The organism is Paraburkholderia hospita (assembly GCF_002902965.1).
Taxonomy (GTDB): domain Bacteria; phylum Pseudomonadota; class Gammaproteobacteria; order Burkholderiales; family Burkholderiaceae; genus Paraburkholderia; species Paraburkholderia hospita.
Window position 1 is genome coordinate 2904275 of sequence record NZ_CP026106.1, and the last position, 22044, is coordinate 2926318.

General features: G+C 63.2%; 22 protein-coding genes. 15 read left to right on the top strand and 7 right to left on the bottom strand.

Features of this window, described 5'->3' with window-relative positions; genetic code table 11:
- Positions 1-154 precede the first annotated feature (154 nt).
- On the bottom strand, positions 155-2896 hold the full coding sequence (gene polA / locus C2L64_RS31630; RefSeq protein ID WP_009771551.1) for a DNA polymerase I: 2742 nt from the start codon (positions 2894-2896) through the stop codon (positions 155-157).
- Position 2897: 1 nt separating this feature from the next.
- Between polA and C2L64_RS31635 the strand changes: the two genes are divergently transcribed.
- Positions 2898-3641 (top strand): LOG family protein, encoded by a 744-nt coding sequence (locus C2L64_RS31635; protein ID WP_007733054.1) that lies wholly within the window; start codon positions 2898-2900, stop codon positions 3639-3641.
- Positions 3642-3701: 60 nt separating this feature from the next.
- On the opposite strand, the gene C2L64_RS31640 is transcribed toward C2L64_RS31635, so the two are convergent.
- Positions 3702-4637 (bottom strand): transcriptional regulator GcvA, encoded by a 936-nt coding sequence (locus tag C2L64_RS31640; protein WP_009771550.1) that lies wholly within the window; start codon positions 4635-4637, stop codon positions 3702-3704.
- 98 nt (positions 4638-4735) lie between these two features.
- Between C2L64_RS31640 and C2L64_RS31645 the strand changes: the two genes are divergently transcribed.
- From C2L64_RS31645 to C2L64_RS31655, 3 genes are all read left to right on the top strand, one after another.
- On the top strand, positions 4736-5344 hold the full coding sequence (locus tag C2L64_RS31645; RefSeq protein ID WP_009771549.1) for a chromate transporter: 609 nt from the start codon (positions 4736-4738) through the stop codon (positions 5342-5344).
- Positions 5341-5871 carry a chromate transporter gene (locus C2L64_RS31650; RefSeq protein ID WP_009771548.1) on the top strand — a complete coding sequence of 177 codons (531 nt, stop codon included), beginning with the start codon at positions 5341-5343 and terminating at the stop codon, positions 5869-5871. Before C2L64_RS31645 ends, C2L64_RS31650 begins: the two co-directional genes overlap by 4 nt.
- A 683-nt stretch (positions 5872-6554) precedes the next feature.
- Positions 6555-7625: an IS30 family transposase gene (locus C2L64_RS31655; protein ID WP_103153734.1), complete on the top strand. Its 1071-nt coding sequence runs from the start codon at positions 6555-6557 to the stop codon at positions 7623-7625.
- 220 nt (positions 7626-7845) lie between these two features.
- Here the strand turns inward: C2L64_RS31655 and C2L64_RS31660 are convergent, their stop codons facing one another.
- A complete protein-coding gene (locus C2L64_RS31660) occupies positions 7846-9372 on the bottom strand; it encodes an AMP nucleosidase (protein ID WP_007582659.1) in 1527 nt (508 codons plus the stop codon).
- A 219-nt stretch (positions 9373-9591) separates the two neighbouring features.
- On the opposite strand from C2L64_RS31660, the gene C2L64_RS31665 reads away from it, so the two are divergent.
- From C2L64_RS31665 to C2L64_RS31690, 6 genes are all read left to right on the top strand, one after another.
- Entirely contained in the window at positions 9592-9999 is a 408-nt protein-coding gene (locus C2L64_RS31665) for a hypothetical protein (RefSeq protein WP_007582657.1), read from the top strand.
- 167 nt (positions 10000-10166) lie between these two features.
- The gene (locus tag C2L64_RS31670; protein WP_007582655.1) at positions 10167-11138 is read left to right on the top strand and encodes a homoserine kinase; all 972 of its coding nucleotides are present in this window, start codon (positions 10167-10169) and stop codon (positions 11136-11138) included.
- 20 nt (positions 11139-11158) lie between these two features.
- On the top strand, positions 11159-11974 hold the full coding sequence (locus tag C2L64_RS31675; protein ID WP_007582654.1) for a BPSS1780 family membrane protein: 816 nt from the start codon (positions 11159-11161) through the stop codon (positions 11972-11974).
- 142 nt (positions 11975-12116) lie between these two features.
- The gene (locus tag C2L64_RS31680) at positions 12117-12572 is read left to right on the top strand and encodes a MarR family winged helix-turn-helix transcriptional regulator (RefSeq protein ID WP_007582652.1); all 456 of its coding nucleotides are present in this window, start codon (positions 12117-12119) and stop codon (positions 12570-12572) included.
- Between the two features lie 155 nt (positions 12573-12727).
- Entirely contained in the window at positions 12728-13147 is a 420-nt protein-coding gene (locus tag C2L64_RS31685) for an organic hydroperoxide resistance protein (RefSeq protein ID WP_007582650.1), read from the top strand.
- Between the two features lie 187 nt (positions 13148-13334).
- Complete coding sequence (locus C2L64_RS31690; RefSeq protein ID WP_007582648.1) at positions 13335-14849, top strand: cryptochrome/photolyase family protein; 1515 nt, start codon at positions 13335-13337, stop codon at positions 14847-14849.
- Between the two features lie 46 nt (positions 14850-14895).
- On the opposite strand, the gene C2L64_RS31695 is transcribed toward C2L64_RS31690, so the two are convergent.
- Together C2L64_RS31695 and C2L64_RS31700 are read right to left on the bottom strand one after the other, a co-directional pair.
- A complete protein-coding gene (locus C2L64_RS31695) occupies positions 14896-15072 on the bottom strand; it encodes a DUF3563 family protein (RefSeq protein WP_007582646.1) in 177 nt (58 codons plus the stop codon).
- 106 nt (positions 15073-15178) lie between these two features.
- A complete protein-coding gene (locus tag C2L64_RS31700) occupies positions 15179-16372 on the bottom strand; it encodes an extracellular catalytic domain type 1 short-chain-length polyhydroxyalkanoate depolymerase (RefSeq protein WP_007582645.1) in 1194 nt (397 codons plus the stop codon).
- A 337-nt stretch (positions 16373-16709) separates the two neighbouring features.
- Between C2L64_RS31700 and C2L64_RS31705 the strand changes: the two genes are divergently transcribed.
- From C2L64_RS31705 to C2L64_RS31720, 4 genes are all read left to right on the top strand, one after another.
- Complete coding sequence (locus C2L64_RS31705) at positions 16710-17441, top strand: phosphatase PAP2 family protein (protein WP_007582644.1); 732 nt, start codon at positions 16710-16712, stop codon at positions 17439-17441.
- A 117-nt stretch (positions 17442-17558) separates the two neighbouring features.
- Positions 17559-18338 (top strand): molybdate ABC transporter substrate-binding protein, encoded by a 780-nt coding sequence (gene modA / locus C2L64_RS31710; protein ID WP_007582642.1) that lies wholly within the window; start codon positions 17559-17561, stop codon positions 18336-18338.
- 36 nt (positions 18339-18374) lie between these two features.
- Positions 18375-19049, top strand: coding sequence for a molybdate ABC transporter permease subunit (gene modB / locus C2L64_RS31715; protein ID WP_007582640.1), 675 nt, complete (start codon positions 18375-18377; stop codon positions 19047-19049).
- 1 nt (position 19050) lies between these two features.
- Entirely contained in the window at positions 19051-19752 is a 702-nt protein-coding gene (locus C2L64_RS31720; RefSeq protein ID WP_007582637.1) for an ATP-binding cassette domain-containing protein, read from the top strand.
- Positions 19753-19771: 19 nt separating this feature from the next.
- Here the strand turns inward: C2L64_RS31720 and C2L64_RS31725 are convergent, their stop codons facing one another.
- Positions 19772-20608 (bottom strand): TOBE domain-containing protein, encoded by an 837-nt coding sequence (locus C2L64_RS31725; RefSeq protein ID WP_007582635.1) that lies wholly within the window; start codon positions 20606-20608, stop codon positions 19772-19774.
- A gap of 95 nt (positions 20609-20703) precedes the next feature.
- Positions 20704-21087: a tautomerase family protein gene (locus C2L64_RS31730; protein ID WP_007582632.1), complete on the bottom strand. Its 384-nt coding sequence runs from the start codon at positions 21085-21087 to the stop codon at positions 20704-20706.
- Positions 21088-21185: 98 nt separating this feature from the next.
- On the opposite strand from C2L64_RS31730, the gene C2L64_RS31735 reads away from it, so the two are divergent.
- Positions 21186-22037 (top strand): LysR family transcriptional regulator, encoded by an 852-nt coding sequence (locus C2L64_RS31735; RefSeq protein ID WP_007582631.1) that lies wholly within the window; start codon positions 21186-21188, stop codon positions 22035-22037.
- Positions 22038-22044 lie beyond the last annotated feature (7 nt).

Genomic DNA, 22044 nt, shown 5'->3' on the forward strand with positions numbered 1-22044 from the left:
CGAGCAATGGGACAAGTCACAAGCCTGTCAAAACATAACTGTGACATGCGAGCGACGTTATCCCATTGACCTGAAGAAGCAACAATGTTGTGTCAGTGTGGCATGAAAAGCATGACTGACATGTCAGTGCGCCCTCCCAAGCCTCGATGTGCGCTCAGTGCGCTTCCTCCCAGTTTGCGCCCGCGCCCACGTCGGCGACGAGCGGCACCTTCAGTTGCGCGACGCCGCACATCAGTTCCGGCAAGCGCTTACGTACGTCGGATAGTTCGTCGTCCGGCACTTCGAGAATCAGTTCATCGTGCACCTGCATGATCATGCGCGTGCCGATGCCCGACTCCTCGATCCACTTCTGCACCGCGATCATCGACATCTTGATCAGATCGGCGGCCGTGCCTTGCATCGGCGCGTTGATCGCGGCGCGCTCCGCCGCCTGACGGCGTGGGCCGTTGCCGCCGTTGATCTCGGGCAGCCACAGCCGGCGGCCGAACACGGTTTCGACGTAGCCCTTCATCTTGGCGCTCGTCCGCGTGTTCTCCATATACGCGGCGACGCCAGGATAGCGCGCGAAATAGCGGTCGATATACAGCTTCGCCGCATCGCGCGTGATGCCGAGATTCGACGCGAGACCGAACGAGCTCATGCCGTAGATCAGGCCGAAGTTGATGACCTTCGCGATACGCCGCTGATCGTTCGATACTTCGAGCGGCGTCACGCTGAACACTTCGGATGCCGTGGCGCGGTGAATGTCCTCGCCCTGCTTGAACGCGCGCAGCAGCGCTTCGTCGCCCGAGATATGCGCCATGATGCGCAGCTCGATCTGCGAATAGTCCGCCGACACCAGCTTGTGTCCCGGCGGCGCGATGAACGCCTCGCGAATCCGGCGGCCTTCGCCCGTGCGTACGGGAATGTTCTGCAGATTCGGATCGTTCGATGCAAGGCGCCCCGTCACCGCAACGGCTTGTGCATAGTTCGTATGCACGCGGCCCGTGGCGGCGTTGACCATGCGCGGCAGCTTGTCGGTGTACGTCGACTTGAGCTTCGACAGGCCGCGATGTTCGAGCAGGACCTTTGGCAGCGGATAGTCTTCCGCGAGTTTTTGCAGCACCTCTTCGTCAGTAGACGGCGCGCCGCTCGGCGTTTTCTTGATGACGGGCAATTCGAGCTTCTCGAAGAAGATCTGGCCGATCTGTTTCGGCGAGCCGAGATTGAATTCGCCGCCTGCGAATTCGTACGCCTGTTTTTCGAGTTCGACCAGACGCGTTGCGATCTCGTTGCTTTGCACGCGCAGCTTTTCGGCATCGATCAAGACGCCGTTGCGCTCCATCTTGCGCAGCACGCGCGAGGTCGGCACTTCGATGTCGCGGTACACGTGATCGAGCTGCGCTTCCGCGGCGACCTGCGGATACAGCGTCTGATGCAAACGCAACGTGATGTCGGCGTCTTCGGCGGCGTATTCGGCGGCCTTGTCGAGCGCGACTTCGTCGAAGCCGATCTGCGATGCGCCCCTGCCCGCGACGTCTTCGTACTTGATCGTCTTCAGTCCGAGGTGACGCAGCGCGAGGTTGTCCATGTCATGCGGACGATGCGATTCGAGTACGTACGACTGCAGCAGCGTGTCGTGCTCGATGCCGTCCATCACGATGCCGTAGTTCGCGAGCACCTGCTCGTCGTACTTCAGATGCTGGCCAACCTTCTTTTTGTCCGCGCTCTCGAGCCAGGGCTTGAGCTTCGCGAGCACTTCGTCGCGCGGCAATTGCACGGGCGCATCCGGCCCGCGATGCGCAAGCGGTATATACGCGGCCTTGCCCGCTTCGACCGAGATCGAGATGCCGACGATCTGCGCCGTCATCGGATCGAGCGACGTGGTTTCGGTATCGAACGAAGTAATGTCAGCCGCGTTGATCTTGTCGAGCCACGCGTCGAACTGCTCCCACGTCTGCACGGTGTCGTACTCGTGCTCGCCATCGACAGTCGGCGCGGGCGGCACGTCCGTCTCGGGCCCTTCGACGGCATCAGCAATTTCCACTTCACGCAGCCACGTCTTGAAGCCGCTGCGTGTGAACACGTCGCGCAGTTCTTCGCGCGATTCGGGGCGAGTAGCAAGCGTTTCTTCGAACGAGTTGATCTGTTCCGTCAGATCGCAATCCGTATCCACCGTGACGAGCTTGCGCGCCATCGGCAGGAAATCGAGCGCGCGTCGCAGATTGTCTCCTACCGCACCTTTGATTTCATCCGCGTGTGCGACGATGCCATCGAGGGTTTCAAATTGCGTGAGCCATTTGATCGCGGTTTTCGGGCCGCATTTTTCGACGCCTGGTACGTTGTCGACGGTATCGCCGATCAGCGACAGATAGTCGACGATGCGCTCGGGCGGTACGCCGAACTTGCCCACGACGCCTTCGCGGTCGAGCTTCTCGTTCGTCATCGTATTGATGAGGGTGACATGATCCGTCACGAGCTGCGCCAGATCCTTGTCCCCAGTGGATACGATCACGTTCATGCCGCGCGCCTCGGCCCGCTTCGCGAGCGTGCCGATCACGTCGTCGGCCTCGACGCCTTCGATCATCAGGAGCGGCCAGCCGAGCGAACGCACAGCGACGTGAATCGGTTCGATCTGCTTCGAGAGATCGTCGGGCATCGACGCACGGTTCGCCTTGTATTGCGGATACCAGTCGTCGCGAAACGTCTTGCCTTTGGCATCGAACACGCACGCGCTATACTCTGCCGTAACCTCCTTGCGCATACGACGGAGCATGTTGATGATCCCGTAGAGCGCTCCCGTTGGCGCACCATCGGGACCGCGCAAATCAGGCATCGCATGGTAGGCCCGGTACAGATAACTCGAACCGTCAACCAATAGCAGGGTCTTACCTTCCAGGTTCTGTTCTTCAGGCATTATGACTAAGAGAAAAGTGATTCCGAGTCTGCGATCGCTCGCAGATCAAGAGCGCGCAACAGCCAAGAAGGCCCGCGCATCGTGGCAGATGTTCACGATTATGGCAGAGTTTATCGAGGCGACCGAGTACCTGTCGGAGATCCGCCCGGCCGTGAGCATCTATGGTTCGGCGCGTCTGAAACCGAACTCGCCTTACTACAAACTGGCCACGCAGATCGCGCGCAAACTGTCCGACGCGGGCTTTGCCGTGATCTCCGGCGGCGGCCCCGGCATCATGGAAGCGGCCAACAAGGGCGCGCATGCGGGCAAGGCGCCGTCGGTCGGCCTGAACATCGAGTTGCCGCATGAGCAGTCGGGCAACCAGTGGCAGGACATCTCGCTGCGCTTCCGTCACTTCTTCACGCGCAAGGTCACGTTCGTGAAGAACTCGGATGCCGTCATCGTGATGCCGGGTGGATTCGGCACGCTCGACGAACTGGCCGAAGTGCTCACGCTGATTCAAACCAAGAAGTCGCGGCACGTGCCTATCATTCTTGTCGGCGCGGAGTTCTGGAAGGGACTGCTGGGCTGGTTCGAATCGCAACTGGTGCCGATGGGCCTCATCAATCCCGGCGACATGAACCTGATGCAGGTGATCGACGATCCCGACCAGGTGCTCGAAGCGGTGCTCGCGTTCTATGAAGAGCGCGAGGAACAACCCGAACAACAGCCGAAGTCGGACGAAGACCGGATGTTCTATCTGTGAGCTTCTGACGCGATTGCGTCGCGGATGCGTGCTGTATAGAAGACGCGTCCGCGATGCGCGCTATCGCGTCACGACGCGCGGCTTCCCTCGTGCTTTGTCTTGCGCGTTGTCTTGCTTCATTTCCTTCGCCTGCGCTTCGAGCCAACGGCAGAACTGCTCGACGAGCGGCGCATTCGCCACCTCGCGCCGCGCGACCCACCAGTAACCGCGCGCATCGATGCGCGGTCCTTCCAGCGGCGTGACCAGCCGGCCTGACGCGAGTTCGTCATCGAGCAGCGGCATTGGACCGAGCGCGACGCCCAGCCCATCGACGGCCGCTTGCAAGGCCAGATAGAAATGGTCGAACGACTGTTTCTTGCGGCACTTCGCCTTGACGCCCGCTGCCTGCAACCAGTGATGCCACGCGTCCGGCCGCGTATCCGAATGCAGCAGCACATGGCGCGCGAGATCGTCGGCGGTGTGGATGGGCAGGCGTTGCAGCAGCGCCGGACTGCACACGGGAATCTCGCTTTCGTCGAGGAACTGACCGCTCGCGCAATTCGGCCAGTGCGCGGGCCCGCGCCGCACGGCGACGTCGAAACTGTCGAGCATCTCCACAGGCTCGTTCGATGTCGCGAGCCTCAGCTCGACGTTCGGCGCCATCCGCTGAAACTGCGACAGACGCGGCAACAGCCACTTCATCGCGAACGTGGGCAGCGCATTCACGCGCAGCACATGCACGACGCCCGTGTCGCGCAACTGGTCGGTCGCGGTAGCGATGCTGTCGAACGCGTCCTGCACCTTCGACAGATAACGCCGGCCATCTTCCGTGAGCCGCACGCGCTTGCCGTTGCGATGAAACACCTGCACACCGACCCACGCCTCGAACGCAGCCACCTGCCGGCTGATTGCACCGTGCGTCACATGGAGTTCATCGGCGGCTGCCGTGAAGCTGTTGTGCCGGGCCGCGGCCTCGAAGGCGCGCAGCGCCGGAAAAGGGGGAAGCTTGCGGTTCATCCTTGTGATTCTAGATCACAAAGACTTGCCCAAGAAATCGTTTTGAGCGATCGGCAAACGGCGTTAACCTTCACGGCTTGTACTGGATAGTGAACGTCATGGATCAGCACCCCGACGCGCCGGAGCACGCGCCCGCTCCGACCACGCGCGAAATCTTCATGGGCTTTCTGGGCCTCGGCCTGACGTCGTTCGGCGGCGCGCTGCCGCTCGCGCGGCGGACCATCGTCGACCGGCACCGCTGGCTTACGGCCGCCGAATTCACCGATCTGCTCGGCCTGTGCCAGTTCCTGCCGGGCGGTAATGTGATCAATCTGTCGGTGGCGCTCGGCATGCGCTTTCGGGGTTTGCGCGGCGCGCTCGCTGGCATTCTCGGTCTGATCGCCGGGCCGTCGCTGGTCGTGATCGCGCTCGGCGTGCTCTACGAGCACACGCAGAACGATCCGCACATCAAGCATCTGTTCGCCGGACTGGCGGCATCTGCGGCGGGATTGCTGGTCGCGATGGCCGTCAAGATCCTGATGCCGTTGCGCCACGATCCGCGTGCCGCGGCGATCGCCGCGCTCGGCTTCGTCGCGATTGCGCTGCTGCGCTTCCCGCTGCTGCCGACGATGCTCGTGCTGACGCCGCTCAGCATCTTCCTCGCGTCGCGCGTGGCCAAAGCCGAAGCGGCTGCCGCGTCGTCACAGCCGAACGAGGTGTCGAAATGATGGAAACGCTGATCGCTCTTGCCGTCATCTTCAGCCAGCTGTCGCTGCTCGCTTTCGGCGGCGGCAATACGATCCTGCCGGAGATGCAGCGGCAGGTCGTCGAAGTGCATCACTGGATGCCCGCCAGCGAGTTCAGCGCGCTGTTCGCGCTCGCGCAGGCCGCGCCCGGTCCGAACATGATGGTCGTGACGCTGGTCGGCTGGCACGTAGCGGGCTGGGCGGGAATGCTGGTGACATCGGTGGCGAAGTTCGGGCCGTCGTCCATCGTGACGATTCTCGCGATGCACGCGTGGAACCGCTTCAAGGACCGTCCGTGGCGGCGCGTCGCGCAGAAAGGTCTGCTGCCCGTGACGGCGGGGCTGGTCGCGGCGAGCGCGATGCTGATCGCGCAGTCGTCGGATACGTCGTGGCTCGCATGGGTCATTACAGGCGCATGCACGGTGCTCGCGTTCAAGACGCGTATTCACCCGTTGTGGTTGCTGGGAGGCGGGGCGGTTGTGGGGCTTGTTGGGCTGGCGTACGTGTGAAGTGAATGCGCTATATCGGCATGGGAGTTATGTCTTGACGCTTTGGTTTGGTTTGCTTGTGTTTTCGCTGGCATCCGCGTTATGTCTTCGTGCTTCACGCGTCGCCCCTGTGCGGGGCGGCACCTACTTTTCTTTGCCGCCGCAAAGAAAAGTAGGCAAAAGAAAGCGGCTAACACCGCCAACATTTCTTCTTGCCTGAGGGCCCCCAACCGGTCCCACACTTCACACGGCAACCACGTGACTCATGTTTGTTGCCAACGCTTTGAATTGACGCCTCACCCGCTTCGCACACCCGCACCAGAGCTGGCGGCAGCGAATGGTTTGCGCCGCCCAGGTGGCAAACTGTGTGTAGGCTTTCGTGCCATTCGCGCATCACTCCGGACTGGGTAGCAGATCGGTGTTTCTGGTAAGAGCGCTAACCTGTGCGGTACGACAACCTACACATAGTTTGCCACCTGGGCGGCGGTGGAATATCTGGCACGGCGTGCTGTGACGCGGGTAGATGAAGCGGGTGAGGCGTATAGAGAGAACGTTGGCAACGCACGCGAACAGGTTCGCCGCCGTGCGAAGCGTGGGACCGGTTGGGGGCCCTCAGGCAAACACTAGAACTGGCGGTGTTAGCCGCTTTCTTTTGCCTGGCGGTTTCAAGGATCAAGTGCAACACTTCATTTAGGATGTGTTGCATGGGACAAAAATACGAACACCTTGGTGCCGAGGAGCGCGGTGCTATCTTTGCAATGAAGCAGGAGAACAAGAGTACGCGGGAGATTGCACGTGTGTTACGGCGTTCGCCAGCCACGATCAGCCGTGAACTCAGGCGCAATGGCTGGAAGCCGGATCATGAGCGAGGTCCAATGGGACGTCCCACCATCGCCGGCGGCTACAATGCAGCGAATGCGGGCCGCCGGGCGGCAAGGCTGCGGCGCAAGCCGCGCTGTGAGCGCAAGCTGCATCCTGACGGAACATTGTGGCCCGAGGTACGTCAATACCTGGAGGCGGGCCTCTCGCCTGAGCAGGTGTGCGCCCAACTCGAACGTGTGCATCCCGAAGAACCCGCCTTGAACGTCTCGCACGAAACGATCTACCACGCCATCTATGCTGCGCCACGTGGCGCATTGCGGCGTGAACTGGTTGCGCTGCTCAGACAGGGGCGTAGCACGCGCAAGCCGCGCACACGCGGGCAGGACCGGCGTGGGAAGCTCGTCGACATGGTGAGCATTCATGTGCGCCCGCCCGAGGCCAACGACCGGTTGATTCCGGGACACTGGGAAGGCGATCTGATCAAGGGTGCGGGCAACCGTTCGGCCGTGGGGACCCTGATTGATCGCAGCACCCTGTTCGTGATGCTGGTGAAGATTGATGGCAGCACCGCCGAGGCGGCGCTTGATGCCTACAGTGCGGCGTTCGCGCCGCTGCCGGCAGAACTGCGCCAGACCCTGACGTACGACCAGGGCAAGGAAATGGCAGAACATAAAAAGCTTGCCGAGGCCACCGGTATCCGTATCTACTTCTGCGATCCGCACAGCCCCTGGCAACGCGGTATCTGCGAGAACACCAATGGTCTGCTGCGCCAGTACCTGCCCAAAGGCACAGACCTCTCCGTGTTCTCGCAGCGCCAGCTCGACCTGATCGCGATGCGCATGAACATCCGTCCGCGCAAGACGCTCGGCTGGAAGACCCCTGCAGAAGCTTTTATGGAAAAATGCGCGGAACAGGATATTGCGATCAACCCCGCTGTTGCACTTAGCCTTTGAAACCGCCCCTACTTTTCTTTGCGGCGGCAAAGAAAAGTAGGTGCCGCCCCGCACAGGGGCGACGCTTGAACGGCAAACACCGTAACGCGGATGCCAGCGCAAACGCAAGCAAACTCCGCAGCGGCAGGCCGACTTCAACCCGGCGCAGATGACAGCGCACATGGTCAAAGCCCTGCACGACCGCTCACGTTGTGCCAGGCCCCCGATCCCGCACAAACCCCTACTGAAACGCCACTTCCGCAAAACTCCGCAGCTTCCGGCTATGCAGCTTGTGCAAGCCGTTGGTGCGCAGAATCTCCATGGCCTTCACGCCAATCTGCAAGTGCTGATCGACCTGCGCGCGATAGAACTGGTCGGCCATGCCCGGCAGCTTCAGTTCGCCGTGCAAGGGCTTGTCCGACACGCACAGCAAGGTGCCGTAAGGCACGCGAAACCGGAACCCATTCGCGGCGATAGTCGCGCTTTCCATATCGAGCGCAATAGCCCGGCTTTGCGACAGACGCAGCACCGGCTCGCGATGATCGCGCAATTCCCAGTTCCGGTTATCGACGCTCGCCACCGTACCCGTGCGCATCACGCGTTTGAGTTCGGCGCCGTCGAGCTGCGTGACCTGCGCCACCCCTCGTTCGAGCGCAACCTGCACTTCGGCCAAAGCCGGAATCGGCACCCACAGCGGCAGATCGTCGTCGAGCACGTGATCCTCGCGCACATAGCCGTGCGCAAGCACGTAGTCGCCAAGACGCTGCGTATTGCGTAGCCCCGCGCAGTGCCCAAGCATGATCCACGCATGCGGACGCAGCACGGCGATGTGATCGGTGATCGTCTTCGCATTCGACGGGCCGACGCCGATATTGACCATCGTGATGCCGCTGCCGTCCGCGCGCTTCAGGTGATACGCGGGCATCTGCGGCAGGCGCGGCGGCGCATGGCCCTCGTCTTCCTGCTCGCCGAGATTCGCGTTGTACGTGATCACGTCGCCTGGCTCGACGAACGACGTGTACTCGCTGCGGTACGCGCGCAGATCGGCGTCGTCGGTCTTCGTCATCATCGTGCGGCCAAGCTTCACGAACTCGTCGATATAGAACTGATAGTTCGTGTACAGCACGTAGTTCTGGCAATGCGTCGGCGAAGTCGCCGTGTAGTGCTTGAGCCGGTGCAGCGAAAAGTCGACCCGAGCCGCCGTGAAGAGCGCGAGCGGATGCGGCTCGCCCGGCAGCGGCTCGTACGTGCCGTTGACGATGCGGTCGTCGAGCAGCGCGAGATCGGGCGCGTCGAACACATCGCGCATCGCCAGCAGTCGTTCGCGATCCAGATCGCCTTCGAGGTGAATGCCTTCGGCGAACGCGAAGTGAATCGGAATTGGCTGGTCGGACACACCCACTTCGACCGAAACATGATGGTTCTTCACCAGCAGCCGCAATTGCTCGCGATAGTAATTGCCGAAGAGATCGGGCCGCGTCACCGTGGTTTCGAACACACCCGGACCCGCGACGAAGCCATACGAGCGGCGCGAGTCGACATGCGTGTTGGTCTCCGTGCGCACGCGCACGAACGGATAGCAGGCGCGCACGCGCCGGTCGAACGGTTCGTTGCGGCGATAGCGCGCGAACGCATCGCGCAGGAACGACGTGTTCGCTTCATAGATGGCCGAGAGGCGCGTGACGGCGTCGGCTGCATCGCCGAAGGCCTCGGTCGGGAACGCGTTTGCGGGCATATGCACCGCGCGTTGACTGGTCTCGTAGTTCATCTTCGTTCGCCTCGATTGATGCAACGACATTACCACGGAACCCGTGCTTTTCGATGAAGACGCGCCCGCGCATCGCGGGTTTGCGTGTTGTCGCGCACGCTGGGTTGCCCTTTCTGCAGGTCGCGCGGGAAGCGCGCAAAATAAGGCTATCGCCCGTTGTTCATGTCCGTGAGCAGCAGTGGATTTGCTAGAATTGGGCCACCTAATCGGAGAAACACCATGAAGCCGCTCTTCCCCGTCGCCGTTGCGCTGATGCTTGCCGTCAGCGGCGTCGCGATGGCTGCCCAGCCTGCCCCGTCCGCGCAAGAGGCGAAGGCAGCCGCAGACGCCCAAGCCGCCGCCAACGAACGGGCCGGCCTGCCGGATCTGAGAGCGATCAACCGCCCTGCGGCCGAAGTCAGCTCGAAAGTCGAGATCAACCAGCCGCGCACGCCGAGCTTCCACGAACGTAGCGGCAACGGCACCGAAATCACCGAGTACCGCGACAAGGGCAAGCCCGTCGAAATCGACGTGCGCTCGAACTTCGGCACGCGCTACCAGATGAGCGCGCCGACCGATACGTCGCCGCGCGTGTACGAATCCGGCAAGCCGCCCGCGCGCCTGCCGTCCGTGAACCTGCATTACTGATCGCCCCAAGCCGGCGCGCTGCCTTTGCGGGTGCGCGCCGGCTTGCTTCAAGCCGATCCGCCGGCCCAAACGAGTCCAGCGTGGATCGCAACAACGCTTTCAGCCCGCTTTCCCCGACCTCGTACTGGCGTAACGCCAGCCGATCAACCTGATCCGACGCCCCACGCATGGCCGTATTCACCGCTGTCACCGAAGCCCAACTCGCAGATTGGATGCGCCACTACGATCTCGGCGAAGTCGTCGAGTTTCGGGGCATTACATCCGGTATCGAGAACAGCAATTTCTTTCTGACGACCACGCGCGGCGAGTACGTCCTCACGATCTTCGAAAAGCTCACGGCGCAGCAACTGCCGTTCTATCTCGATCTGATGCGCCATCTGGCGTCGCACCGCGTGCCCGTGCCGGACCCGATGCCGCGCGACGACGGCGCGCTGTTCGGCATGCTCAACGGCAAGCCCGCGACCATCGTCACGAAGCTCGACGGCGCGCCGGAACTCACGCCCGGCGTCGCGCACTGCGTCGAAGTGGGGCAGATGCTCGCACGTCTGCATCTGGCGGGACGCGACTTCGCGCATCACCAGCCGAATCTGCGCAGCCTGCCGTGGTGGCAGGAGACGGTGCCGGGCATCGTGCCGTTTTTGACGGACGCGCAGCGCACGCTGATCACGGAAGAACTCGCGCATCAACAGGCGTTCTTCGCGTCGGCGGATTATGCGTCGCTGCCCGAAGGCCCGTGCCATTGCGATCTGTTCCGCGACAACGTGCTGTTCGCGCATGCCGCGCCCGGCACGCATCATGAAGTGGAACTCGGCGGCTTCTTCGACTTTTATTTCGCAGGCTGCGACAAGTGGCTCTTCGACGTCGCCGTGACCGTCAACGACTGGTGCGTCGACCTCGCGACCGGCAAACTCGACGACGCGCGCGTCGACGCGCTGTTGCGCGCGTATCAGACCGTGCGCCCGTTCACTCCCGCCGAAAACCGGCACTGGAGCGACATGTTGCGCGCGGGCGCGTACCGTTTCTGGGTGTCGCGCCTGTATGATTTCCATATGCCGCGCGCCGCCGAACTGCTCAAGCCGCACGATCCGGGTCATTTCGAGCGCATCCTGCGCGAGCGCCTTGCGGGCGCCGCACTCTAGACCCTAGGCATCCATACCTCATGCAACTGATCGAAGTTCCGGCGAAAACCGGCTATGTGTGGTTCCGGCAAGGCATCTGGCTGTTTCGCAGGAACCCGCTCGCATTTCTGACGCTGTTCTTCGCGTACCTGCTCGCGATGACGGCGATCTCGCTGATTCCCATCATCGGCGGCGTGCTGCCGCTCATGTTGATTCCAGGCATTGCCGTCGGCTTCATGTCGGCATGCCGCGATACGATCGCCGGCAAGCCAGTGCTGCCCACCATTCTTGTCGACGGTTTCCGCTCGTACGGCGGCCAGGTGTCGAAGCGCCTGCTGCTGCTCGGCGTGCTGTACATCATCGCGATGGCGATCGTGCTGATGGGTTCCGCGCTCGCGGACGGCGGCATGCTGCTGCGTCTGATGATCAGCGGCGAATCGATGCAGCCGGAAGCCGTCGCCAATAGCGATATACCCCTCGCCGTGCTGACGGCGCTCGCGTTCTACGTGCCCGTCGCGATGCTGTTCTGGTTCGCGCCCGTGCTCGCCGCGTGGCACGACGTGCCGACCATCAAGGCGATGTTCTTCAGTATCGTCAGTTGCTGGCGTAATCGCGGCGCGTTCATCGTGTATGGCGCGCTGTGGTTCGCGGTCGCGACGACGGTCTCGTTCGGGCTGTCCGCGCTGCTGCAGGCGCTTGGCGCGGGCGAACTCGCGCTGGTGATCCTGATGCCCGCGTCGATCATCGTCACGACGATGCTCTACTGCTCGTTCTACGCCACGTATCGCGGCTGCTTCGGCGTGCAATCGCCCGGCCAGCCGTTGCCGCCCGCTCCCACGTCTTCGTCGTCTACCTGAACGGTTCCGCTTTCCGGGTCCGCGCCGCGCATGCGGCGCGGATTTTCCGCGCTCGCGTGTGAAGCATCGGCATCGCGCCGCTTTTTTGCGGCACAATAGTTTGCACGCAATCCATTCGCACGCTTCGTTTCAGGGGACGTCCATGACCCAGCGCACCGCCTTTCCCGTTACGCTCGACGAGCAGCTCTGCTTCGCGCTCTATTCGACGTCCCTCGCGATGACGAAAGCCTACAAGCCGATTCTCGACCGGCTTGGCCTCACGTATCCGCAGTATCTGACCATGCTGATCCTCTGGGAAAGCGACGACGTTACCGTGAAGGACATCGCCGCGCGCCTGAACCTCGATTCGGCGACGGTCACGCCGCTGCTGAAGCGGCTCGAATCGCAAGGGTTTATCGAGCGCGTGCGCGGCACGGAAGACGAACGGCTCGTCTTCATCCGGCTGACGAAATCAGGCGTCGCGCTCAAGCGCAGCGCGCGCGACGTGCCGGAAGAAATCTTCTGCGCGACCCAGCAGACGCCCGAATTTCTCATCCGCCTGCGCAGCGATCTGCAACAGTTGCGCGGCACGCTGAACGACTATCTCGAACGCTACTGACAACGCGTGCATTCGCGCCTATCGCGTCGATAGGCAATTTAGTTTGCACACTAATGATTTGTACGATACATTTCTCCCATGCCAGTTCGATAGCGATGACGCGAAGCACTGGCAAGCACTGACCCAATCACTGGAACCGATCAAGGAGCGTCAAAATGAACGTACTGTACAAGGCAACGGCAACGAGCAATGGCGGTCGCGATGGTCGCGCGGTTTCGTCGGATAACGCGCTCGACGTGAAGCTGGCGGCGCCGCGCGAACTCGGCGGCAACGGCGCGCAAGGCACGAACCCGGAACAACTGTTCGCTGCCGGCTACTCGGCGTGTTTCCTGAGCGCAATGAAGTTCGTCGCCGGCCAGCGCAAGCAGGCGGTGCCTGCTGAAACGACCGTGACGGCCGATGTCGGCGTCGGTCCGAACGACAAGGGCGGCTTCGCGCTGGATATCGAACTGCGCGTCTCGCTGCCGGGCCTCGACGCAGCGGCAGCGCAAGAGCTGGTGAACGCGGCACATCAGGTTTGCCCGTACTCGAACGCGACGCGCGGCAATGTCGATGTGCGTGTGAACGTGGTCTGAGTCGTTCTGAACTGACCGTCGCTTCGTGAGCAGCGCCCGCCTTTCGTGCGAAAGGCGGGCGCTGCCTCATTTTTGCGTTGATTTCCGATGCCGCGGGCGTTGGGTTTGCGACTGGCGGACACTATCATCGGCGGTGGCTTTTCGGCCCGACGTCCGCATCCGCTGACGCGCAATAACTCAATCGATCATGACCCGCGCCTACCAGCTCGACGCAAATTTTCAGAACGGACTCGTATGGTTTCGCCGCGACCTACGCACGGGCGACAACGCGGCGCTCTATTACGCGCTCAAGCATTGCGAGCGTGTCTGGTGTGTGTTCGTGTTCGACACAACCATTCTTCAGCCGTTGATCGATTGGGCGAACGAGCACGATGACCATAAGGGCAAGGTGCAGGATCGGCGGATCGAATTCATTCTGGCGTCGCTGGAAGAGCTCGACCGGTCGCTGAAGGAAGGCGGCGGCGGATTGATCGTGCTGCATGGCGATCCGCATGAAGAGATTCCAAGGCTCGCCGCGCAACTCGAAGCCGAAGCCGTTTTCACCAATCACGACTACGAGCCCGTCGCAATCGAGCGCGATGAAAGCGTCGCTGAACGGCTGCGCGACGACGGACGTCAGTTGCTGACGTTCAAGGACCAGGTGATTTTCGAGCGCGAAGAACTGCTCAACGGACAAGGCAAGCCGTTCGCCGTGTTCACGCCGTATAAGAACGCGTGGCTAAAGAAATTGACGCCGTTCGACCTGAAGCCCTATCCCGTCGAACGGTACGCAAAGAGTCTCGCGCGGCCGCCGCGCAAGCTCGATCACGCATGGCCGACGCTCGGCCAAATGGGCTTCGCGCCCGGCAAACTGGCGGAAACAAAACTGCTGACGGGCATGAGCGGCGCGCAAACGCTGCTCGAAGACTTTGTGACCCGTATCGACAGTTACGCCGACCGGCGTGACTTCCCAGCCGCGCGCGGGACGAGCCATCTGTCGGTGCATTTGCGCTTCGGCACGGTTTCAATTCGCACGCTCGCGCGGCTTGCGCACGAGATGTCGCTGCAACCCGACGGCCAAGGGGCCGCCACTTGGCTATCGGAACTGATCTGGCGAGACTTCTACTTCATGATCCTCGCGCATCATCCGCATATCGCGAAGCGCGCGTCGTTCAAGCCGGAATTCGACACGCTGCGCTGGGAAACGGGCAAGCAAGCCGACGCGCTGTTCGCCGCCTGGTGCAAAGGGCGCACCGGCTATCCGCTCGTCGACGCCGCGATGCTGCAACTGAACCAGACAGGCTTCATGCACAACCGTCTACGGATGGTGACGGCGAGTTTTCTGGCGAAAGATCTGGGTATCGACTGGCGGCGCGGGGAGCGCTACTTCGAGGAAAAGCTCAACGACTTCGACTTCTCCGCGAACAACGGCGGCTGGCAATGGGCGGCGTCGACGGGCTGTGACGCGCAGCCGTGGTTCCGGATTTTCAACCCGGTAACGCAATCGGAGAAGTTCGATCCGCAAGGGCTCTTTATCAAGCGCTTCTTGCCGGAACTGGAGAAGGTGCCCGCGAAGTGGATTCACGCGCCATGGCAGGCGAATCCCGATGATTTGAAGGATTGGGGCGTGGTACTGGGGAAAGACTATCCGCAGCCGGTCGTCGATCACGCAAAAGCGCGGCAGGAAACATTGGCGCGCTATGGCATGCTGCGCTCACGTTGAGCGCTTTTCATGGCCGGCTCGCGTGCCGGCCCGTGCTTGCTGCAGCTTAGTGCTGGCTCATCCACGACGGTTGACGCAGTTGCGCTTCACGGTCGATCTTGCGCATGCGGAACTCGAGGTCGTACAGATCGGTAGCTTCGGCCAGATACGCGTCGTTTTGCTCTTTGACGCGCAGGTCATAGGACTTCGTCAGGAACAGGAAAAGGCGGCTGATCAGATACATGGTGAACCTCGAATTTGGTGTTAGGTGGCTGACACCTAGGGATAACCCCTATTATAGGGAAAACCCTAGCAACACACCAGCACCAAATTCGAAGTGTGGCAATTTGTCAACTCACGCGCTGCCGGGCGCCGTCCGCGGCACGTCCGGCGGGCCGCGCCGACTCGGTGCGACGCTGATGCCGGAAAAAGTCCCACAACAAACTGGACGCATCCGGACCCTTCGATGAATGGAACGGCACCGCATCGTCGCCGCCGCTCCACTCATGGCCGAGGCCCTGCACGCGGCACAGGCGCACGACGCGCCGCCCGCCGCGCGTGTAATCGCGCGTCGTGACGGTCGCCTTGCGGTCTTCCTTGACGTCGCCGACCTTGCGCACGCCTCGCGCATCGACGATTCCGTTGAGCCGGAGGTACTGCTCCGTCAGTTGCTCGGCGTTGACAGGCGCGACGACGCGATCGGCTTCGCCTTGCAAAATGATGGCGGGCATGCCCGGGTAAGTCGTCACGTCCGCGACGGCATCGACGAGCGCAACGGGGTCCTGCCGCGTGCCGCGCCGCATCACATCCATCGCGGCGATGCCCGAATGCGCATCGCCGAACGCCGGCCCCGAATGCAGCGCGACGGCGGCGAAATGCTCAGGAAAATGCAGCGCCAGCAACGACGTCAGCCCGGCGCCCGCCGATATCCCGGCGACATACACCCGCTCGCGGTCGAGGCCGTGCGCTTCCACCAGCGCCTCGACGAGCGACACGACGGCGCGCGCCTCCGCGCGTCCCGCACGGTCGGTATCGTCATACCAATGCCAGCAGCGATGCGCGTGCGCGTGCTTCGACTGCTCGGGGTACACGACGGCGAAGCCGTAGCGGTCGGCCAGCAGGTTCATGCGCGTTCCTTCGGCGAATTCGTCGATGGACTGCGTGCAGCCGTGCAGCATCACGACGAGCGGCGCGTGCTTGATCGGCTTGCCGGCGGGCAGATACAGCCCGTACTGCAAATGATTGATGAGGCTGCCGGGCGCGGCCGGTGCGGAGTGGAACGAGCGCGTCCACGAACCGCTCGCCCACGCGGCGGCGCGCGGCCGTACACGGGATTCGCGCGCGCCGCGCTGCGGCACGTCGCGCGTAGTGGTCTGGCGGACTTTCACCGACGGTTTCGCGACCGTAGTGGTCGCCGGCCGGGTGGCGGCCCGGGTCGACGACCGTTTTGGCTTGCGCTTCGTAGTCGCGCGGGCGTGCTCCGTCTGGATCGCAAACAGGCGTTTCAGGCCGCCTAGCCAGATTTTGGTCAAGCTTTTTGGCATAGGATTTTCTCGCTAATAGGGACTCATGCTCTCTGCCTTCCGGCAGTCTTGTGCAATGCACAATAACATCAATCTCCGTGCGATGCTGACACCGGCTGAGGCCGTTTTCGGAAAAAGCCCGTCGCACCGAGCTTCGTATAAGACGATTTCCGAATCGTCCTAACATCTGGCAGTTTTCGGGCTTTTCCTTTCATCTGCCGCGTAACCGCTGCCTCTATACTTATAGAATACGCGCGGGCGGGGAACGTCCTTCCCGATCCGGCACCGTCGTCGGCTGTCCTGGAAACCTCTGGCCGTAGGCAAGTTCGCGCCCCGTACATGTCGTTAAGGATTGTCCATGCTTCACCTTCCACCTCAATTCTGGCTTCTGGTCACGAACTTCGGCGGCGCCGGTCTGACGTTGCCGCTCGCCTTCGCCATCGCGCTGTGGCTCACCGTCGGTTATTCGTGGCGGCTCGCCGCGGTCTGGCTGTTTCTGCTCGGTGTTGCCGTCGCGCTGGTCACGGCGACGAAGATCGCGTTCCTCGGCTGGGGTGTCGGCGTGCGCGTGTGGGACTTCACCGGCCTGAGCGGACACGCGATGTTCGCCACGGCCGTGTTCCCCGTTGCCGCCTTGCTCGTCCTGCTGCCAGCGCCGCCCGCCGTGCGCATCGTCGGCGTAGCGCTCGCGCTGTTCGGCGGCGCGCTGGTCGGCTTTTCGCGCGTCGTCATCGAGGCGCATTCACCTTCGGAAGCGATCACGGGGTGCATCGTCGGCGGACTGACGGCGCTCGTGTTCGTCCGGATCGCGTGGAATGCCACGCCGCCCGGACGCCTGCCCGTCGCGCCCGTGGTATTGAGCCTGATGATCATCACACTCGGTCTGCACGCGGTGCATCTGCCGACCCAGCGCTGGGTCACGCATATCGCGCTGAAAATTTCCGGCCATGACCGGCCGTTCGTCCGCGCCCGCTGGAAGGCGCTGCGTGACGCCTACGCGCCCGCTGCGCCAGCCGCCCCCGCCGCGCCCATCGCGCCGTGGCAGAAATCACGCAACGTCGCTGTGCCCCTGCCCGATTCCGACGCATAAATCACACGAAACCGGCTATCTTGCGCGCCACATGTTCAATATGCCGACCGCTATAACCCTACATATATTACGATGGCGTTTTCAACCCGCTTCCGGTCGACCCGGCGCCACCTTCCCATGTCCTTCCCGTCGATGATCCGCTTCCTGAAACCTGCCCTGCTCGCCGCGAGCGCGATTTCGTTTGCCTTCGCCGCGCAGGCTCGCGCCGACGAACTCGTCGTGTCCGCGGCCGCGAGCCTGACCAACGCGTTCAAGGCCGTCGGCGACGCGTACGAGAAGGAGCATCCCGGCACCAAGCTGCTGTTCAATTTCGGCGCGTCCGACGTGCTGATGCAGCAGATCGTGAAGGGCGCGCCCGCCGACGTATTCGCGTCCGCCGACCAGAAAGCGATGGACAAGGCAGCCGAGCAAAAAGTGATCGTGCCGTCGACCCGCAAGGATTTCGCCGCGAACTCCCTCGTGCTGATCGTGCCGACAGACAGCAAGCTCGCGCCGTCGAACCTGAACGAACTGACGTCGGCGAGCGTGAAGCGCGTTTCATACGGCGATCCGGCATCCGTGCCGGTGGGCCGCTACACGGAAGGCGCGCTGAAGGCGGCGGGCGTGTGGGACGCTGTCAGCGCGAAGGGCGTGCTGGCGTCGAACGTGCGTCAGAGCCTCGATTACGTGTCGCGCGGCGAAGTCGACGCCGGCTTCGTGTTCGGCACCGATGCCGCCGTGATGCCCGACAAGGTCAAGGTCGCGCTGACCGTGCCGACCACCACGCCGATCACCTATCCGATCGCGCAGGTCGAAGGCAGCAAGCACGCCGCCGACGCGCAATCGTTCATCACCTTCGTGCTGTCGCCGGCCGGCCAGGCCGTGCTCGCGAAGTACGGCTTCAAGCCGGCGCACTAAGCTGCGCCGCCAGAGACGAAGCACGACGCCCAAATCATGGAACAGGCCTGGATTCCGCTGATGCTGTCGCTGAAGGTCGCGGGCTGGGCGACGGCGCTGAACATCGTGTTCGGTGTCGCGGCCGGCTTCGGCCTGGCGCGCTGGCACTCGGGCGCGCGTGACCTGATCGACTCGCTGCTGACGCTGCCGCTCGTCATGCCGCCGACGGTGCTCGGCTATTACCTGCTCGTGCTGCTCGGCCGGCGCGGCGTATTCGGCGCGTGGCTCGAACGTTTCGACATCCAGCTGGTGTTCACGTGGCAAGGCGCGGTGATCGCGTCGATGGTGGTGGCGTTTCCGCTCGTGCTGAAGTCGGCGCGGGCCGCGTTCGAATCCGTCGATCCGCAACTGGAGCGCGCCGCGCGCACCCTCGGCATCAGCGAAACGGCGATCTTCTTTCGCGTGACGCTGCCGCTCGCGTCGCGCGGCATTCTCGCTGGCGCCCTGCTCGCGTTCGCACGCGCGCTCGGCGAGTTCGGCGCGACGTTGATGATCGCGGGCAATCTGCCGGGCCGCACGCAGACGCTGTCGGTTGCCGTCTACGCCGCCGTGCAGGCGGGCGACGACAGCACGGCCAATTTCCTCGTGCTCGTGACCTCGGTCACCTGCGTCGTGATTCTCGTGCTCGCGGGCCGGCTCGTGCCGCAACACTCGCTGATGACGTCCCGCTGACATGCCGCTCACCGTCGATATCCGCAAAACGCTGCGCACGGCCGAACGCCAGTTCACGCTCGACGTATCGTTCACCGCGAGCGCGCAACGCATGGTGCTGTTCGGGCCGTCGGGTGCGGGCAAGAGCCTGACGCTGCAGGCAATCGCCGGCCTGCTGCGTCCCGACGAAGGCCAGATCGTGCTGCACGGCGACCCACTCTTCGACAGCACGCAAGGCATCGACCAGAAGCCGCAGGCGCGCCGTCTCGCGTATCTCTTTCAGGACTACGCGCTGTTCCCGCATCTGAACGTGCGGCAAAACATCGGTTTCGGCATGCACACAGGCTGGCTGAATCCGGGACGGCGTTTTTCACATCCGCAGATTGACTACTGGCTCGACGCGCTCGATCTGAAAACGGTGGCCGGTCATCATCCGGCGCAGCTTTCGGGCGGGCAGAAGCAGCGCGTGGCGCTGGCGCGGGCGCTCGTCGCGCAGCCGCGCCTGTTGCTGCTCGACGAGCCGTTTTCCGCACTCGATCACGCGCTGCGCGCGCGCATGCGGCAGGAGCTGTCCGATCTGCAGACGCGGCTCGACATTCCCATGCTATTGATCACGCACGATCCCGACGATGTCGCCGCGTTCGGCGATCAGGTCGTGCAGGTGTACGACGGCAGCGTGCGCGAGAACGCGCCGTTCGCGGGCTATCCGCGCACGGTGTCCTAGCAGACGGCACCGCCCGCGCTTAAGCCAGGGCCGTCACGCCCAGAATCACGCTCGACGCCTTGAACGCGGCCACGAGCGCCTGCCCTTCGGCGATGCCCAGTTCCGCGACGCTCTCATTCGTGACGACGGCCGTCACGACTGCTCCGCCTTCGAGCGTCAGCGACACTTCGGCATTCACGGCGCCACGCTGCACGGCCGACACCGTGCCACGCAGGCGGTTGCGGGTCGACAGGCGCTCCGCCGTGCCGTCATCGGCAACCAGCAGCACTGACGACGCCTTGACGAGCGCCACCGCCTCGCCGCCGACGGCAAGCCCCAACGTCTCCGTGCTTTCGTGCGTGACGACGGCGACGACCGACTGCCCGCCGGGCAATGCGAGCGAGACTTCGTCGTTGACCGTGCCGCGCTGGATCGCGCTGACCTTGCCGTACCACTGGTTGCGCGCGCTCGTCTTCATGCCGATGCGGCCGATCAGCTGCCAGTCGTCGGAGAATCCAGCGATCGCCACGCCCGCGCGTTCGAGAAACAGCCGGTGCTCGCGTTCGACAGCACGAAACGTGTCGATCAAGGTCAGCGCGCGCGGCGTGAGCGTCGTGCCGCCGCCGCCCTTGCCGCCTGTCGAGCGGATCACGAGTGTTTCGCCCGCGAGATTGTTCATCGCATCGACGGCATCCCACGCGGCCTTGTAGCTCATGCCGATGGCTTTGGCCGCGCCCGTGATCGACCCCGTTTCGCCGATCGCCGCCAGTAGCGCAATGCGCTGCGTGCCGCCGAGCGCCTGCTCGCCGGAGCGGAACCAGACGGAACCGCCAAATTGCAAAGCGTCGTGGGAAGCGTCGTTGTTATCGGATGTCATGGCTCGCGTGCGCGTCTGCTGAAGAACGGATGAAGGTGCAAACCATTATAGCGACGCACCTTGCGCCGACCGCACGCCAGCCGTGGCGCGAACACTCAGAGCGCGTACTGCGCGATCCCGTTGCCGAACGACCAGTTCTCCTTCAGTACTTCGACGAGATTGATGAACACGTCCTCGCGCCGCACGCCCGGATGCTCGGCGAGGTTGTCGGCGATGCGCTTGTAGAGCGCTTTTTTCTGCTCCTGCGTCCGGCTGTTGGTCACGGTGAGCTGGATCAGAACGAAATCGTCGCTGCGTGCGATGCCGAGATAGTTGCGGTCATAGACGAAGTTGCTCTCGTCGTGCTCGGTGATGACCATGAAGACGTCGTCCTCAGGGACATTGAACTCTGCGATCAGCGCGCGCTGGATGCCTTGCGTGAGCGCCTGGCGATAAGCAGCGGGCTTGCCGGCGCGAACTGCGATGCGAGTGAAAGGCATGTCGAACTCCTATGAATGAACAGAAAGTGCATTCAGATTAGTTCGGGCTTATCATAATGAACAGATATGACTGGATATTTCATCTATTTTCATCTGAAATGAAAGTACTCGATCTCGATGCAGTGCGCGCTTTCGTGCTGGTCGCGGATTTGCGGAGCTTCACCCGCGCCGCCGATGCCCTCGACACCACGCAATCCGCCGTCAGCCTCAAGCTGAAACGGCTGGAAGCGCATCTGGGCAAGCCTTTGCTGGAGCGCACGCCACGCGTCGTGCGGCTGTCGGAGCACGGCCAGGCGTTTCTCGATGGCGCACGCGACCTGCTGAGCGCGCACGACCGAGCGCTCGGCGCGTTATCCGCCGACAGACGGCGCCTCGCGCTGGGCTTGAGCGAGCATGTGGCGGGGACCGACCTCGCGGCGCTGCTCGCGCGCGTGAACGCCCATGATCCGGGGCTGGTGCTGGAACTGCACATGGGGTTGTCGTCGACGCTGTTGCAGCACTTCGACGAACGGCGGCTCGATGCCGTGGTCGTGCGCTCGGAGCCCGACGACGTACCGCGCGAAGACGGCCAGTTGCTCTTCACCGAGCCGCTGTCGTGGCTCGCGACGCCCGAATGGCAGCCGCGCGCGGGCGAGCCGCTGCCGCTGGCGCTGCTTGCCTCGCCCTGCAACGTGCGCTCGATCTCGCTGCGCACGCTGGATGGTGCGGGTATCGCGTGGCGCGAGGCGTTTGTCGGCGGCGGCGTGCAGGCCGTCGGCGCAGCGGCTGCGGCTGGGCTCGCCGTGTCGCCGCTGGCAAGGCGGGTCGCGCCGCGCGGACTGGTCGATTCAGGCGCGCGGCTTGGATTGCCTGCGTTGCCGGAATCGCGCGTGACGTTGCATTCGCGCGTGCGCGACGCGCGTTCGGTCGAGTCGTTGCGGCTCGTGACGAACGCGTTGATCGCGCAGTGAGGCGCTG

Coding starts and splice junctions, on each gene's coding strand:
- polA (WP_009771551.1), bottom strand. CDS start 2,896: ATGCCTGAAGAACAGAACCTGGAAGGTAAGACCCTGCTATTGGTTGAC.
- C2L64_RS31635 (WP_007733054.1), top strand. CDS start 2,898: ATGACTAAGAGAAAAGTGATTCCGAGTCTGCGATCGCTCGCAGATCAA.
- C2L64_RS31640 (WP_009771550.1), bottom strand. CDS start 4,637: ATGAACCGCAAGCTTCCCCCTTTTCCGGCGCTGCGCGCCTTCGAGGCC.
- C2L64_RS31645 (WP_009771549.1), top strand. CDS start 4,736: ATGGATCAGCACCCCGACGCGCCGGAGCACGCGCCCGCTCCGACCACG.
- C2L64_RS31650 (WP_009771548.1), top strand. CDS start 5,341: ATGATGGAAACGCTGATCGCTCTTGCCGTCATCTTCAGCCAGCTGTCG.
- C2L64_RS31655 (WP_103153734.1), top strand. CDS start 6,555: ATGGGACAAAAATACGAACACCTTGGTGCCGAGGAGCGCGGTGCTATC.
- C2L64_RS31660 (WP_007582659.1), bottom strand. CDS start 9,372: ATGAACTACGAGACCAGTCAACGCGCGGTGCATATGCCCGCAAACGCG.
- C2L64_RS31665 (WP_007582657.1), top strand. CDS start 9,592: ATGAAGCCGCTCTTCCCCGTCGCCGTTGCGCTGATGCTTGCCGTCAGC.
- C2L64_RS31670 (WP_007582655.1), top strand. CDS start 10,167: ATGGCCGTATTCACCGCTGTCACCGAAGCCCAACTCGCAGATTGGATG.
- C2L64_RS31675 (WP_007582654.1), top strand. CDS start 11,159: ATGCAACTGATCGAAGTTCCGGCGAAAACCGGCTATGTGTGGTTCCGG.
- C2L64_RS31680 (WP_007582652.1), top strand. CDS start 12,117: ATGACCCAGCGCACCGCCTTTCCCGTTACGCTCGACGAGCAGCTCTGC.
- C2L64_RS31685 (WP_007582650.1), top strand. CDS start 12,728: ATGAACGTACTGTACAAGGCAACGGCAACGAGCAATGGCGGTCGCGAT.
- C2L64_RS31690 (WP_007582648.1), top strand. CDS start 13,335: ATGACCCGCGCCTACCAGCTCGACGCAAATTTTCAGAACGGACTCGTA.
- C2L64_RS31695 (WP_007582646.1), bottom strand. CDS start 15,072: ATGTATCTGATCAGCCGCCTTTTCCTGTTCCTGACGAAGTCCTATGAC.
- C2L64_RS31700 (WP_007582645.1), bottom strand. CDS start 16,372: ATGCCAAAAAGCTTGACCAAAATCTGGCTAGGCGGCCTGAAACGCCTG.
- C2L64_RS31705 (WP_007582644.1), top strand. CDS start 16,710: ATGCTTCACCTTCCACCTCAATTCTGGCTTCTGGTCACGAACTTCGGC.
- modA (WP_007582642.1), top strand. CDS start 17,559: ATGTCCTTCCCGTCGATGATCCGCTTCCTGAAACCTGCCCTGCTCGCC.
- modB (WP_007582640.1), top strand. CDS start 18,375: ATGGAACAGGCCTGGATTCCGCTGATGCTGTCGCTGAAGGTCGCGGGC.
- C2L64_RS31720 (WP_007582637.1), top strand. CDS start 19,051: ATGCCGCTCACCGTCGATATCCGCAAAACGCTGCGCACGGCCGAACGC.
- C2L64_RS31725 (WP_007582635.1), bottom strand. CDS start 20,608: ATGACATCCGATAACAACGACGCTTCCCACGACGCTTTGCAATTTGGC.
- C2L64_RS31730 (WP_007582632.1), bottom strand. CDS start 21,087: ATGCCTTTCACTCGCATCGCAGTTCGCGCCGGCAAGCCCGCTGCTTAT.
- C2L64_RS31735 (WP_007582631.1), top strand. CDS start 21,186: ATGAAAGTACTCGATCTCGATGCAGTGCGCGCTTTCGTGCTGGTCGCG.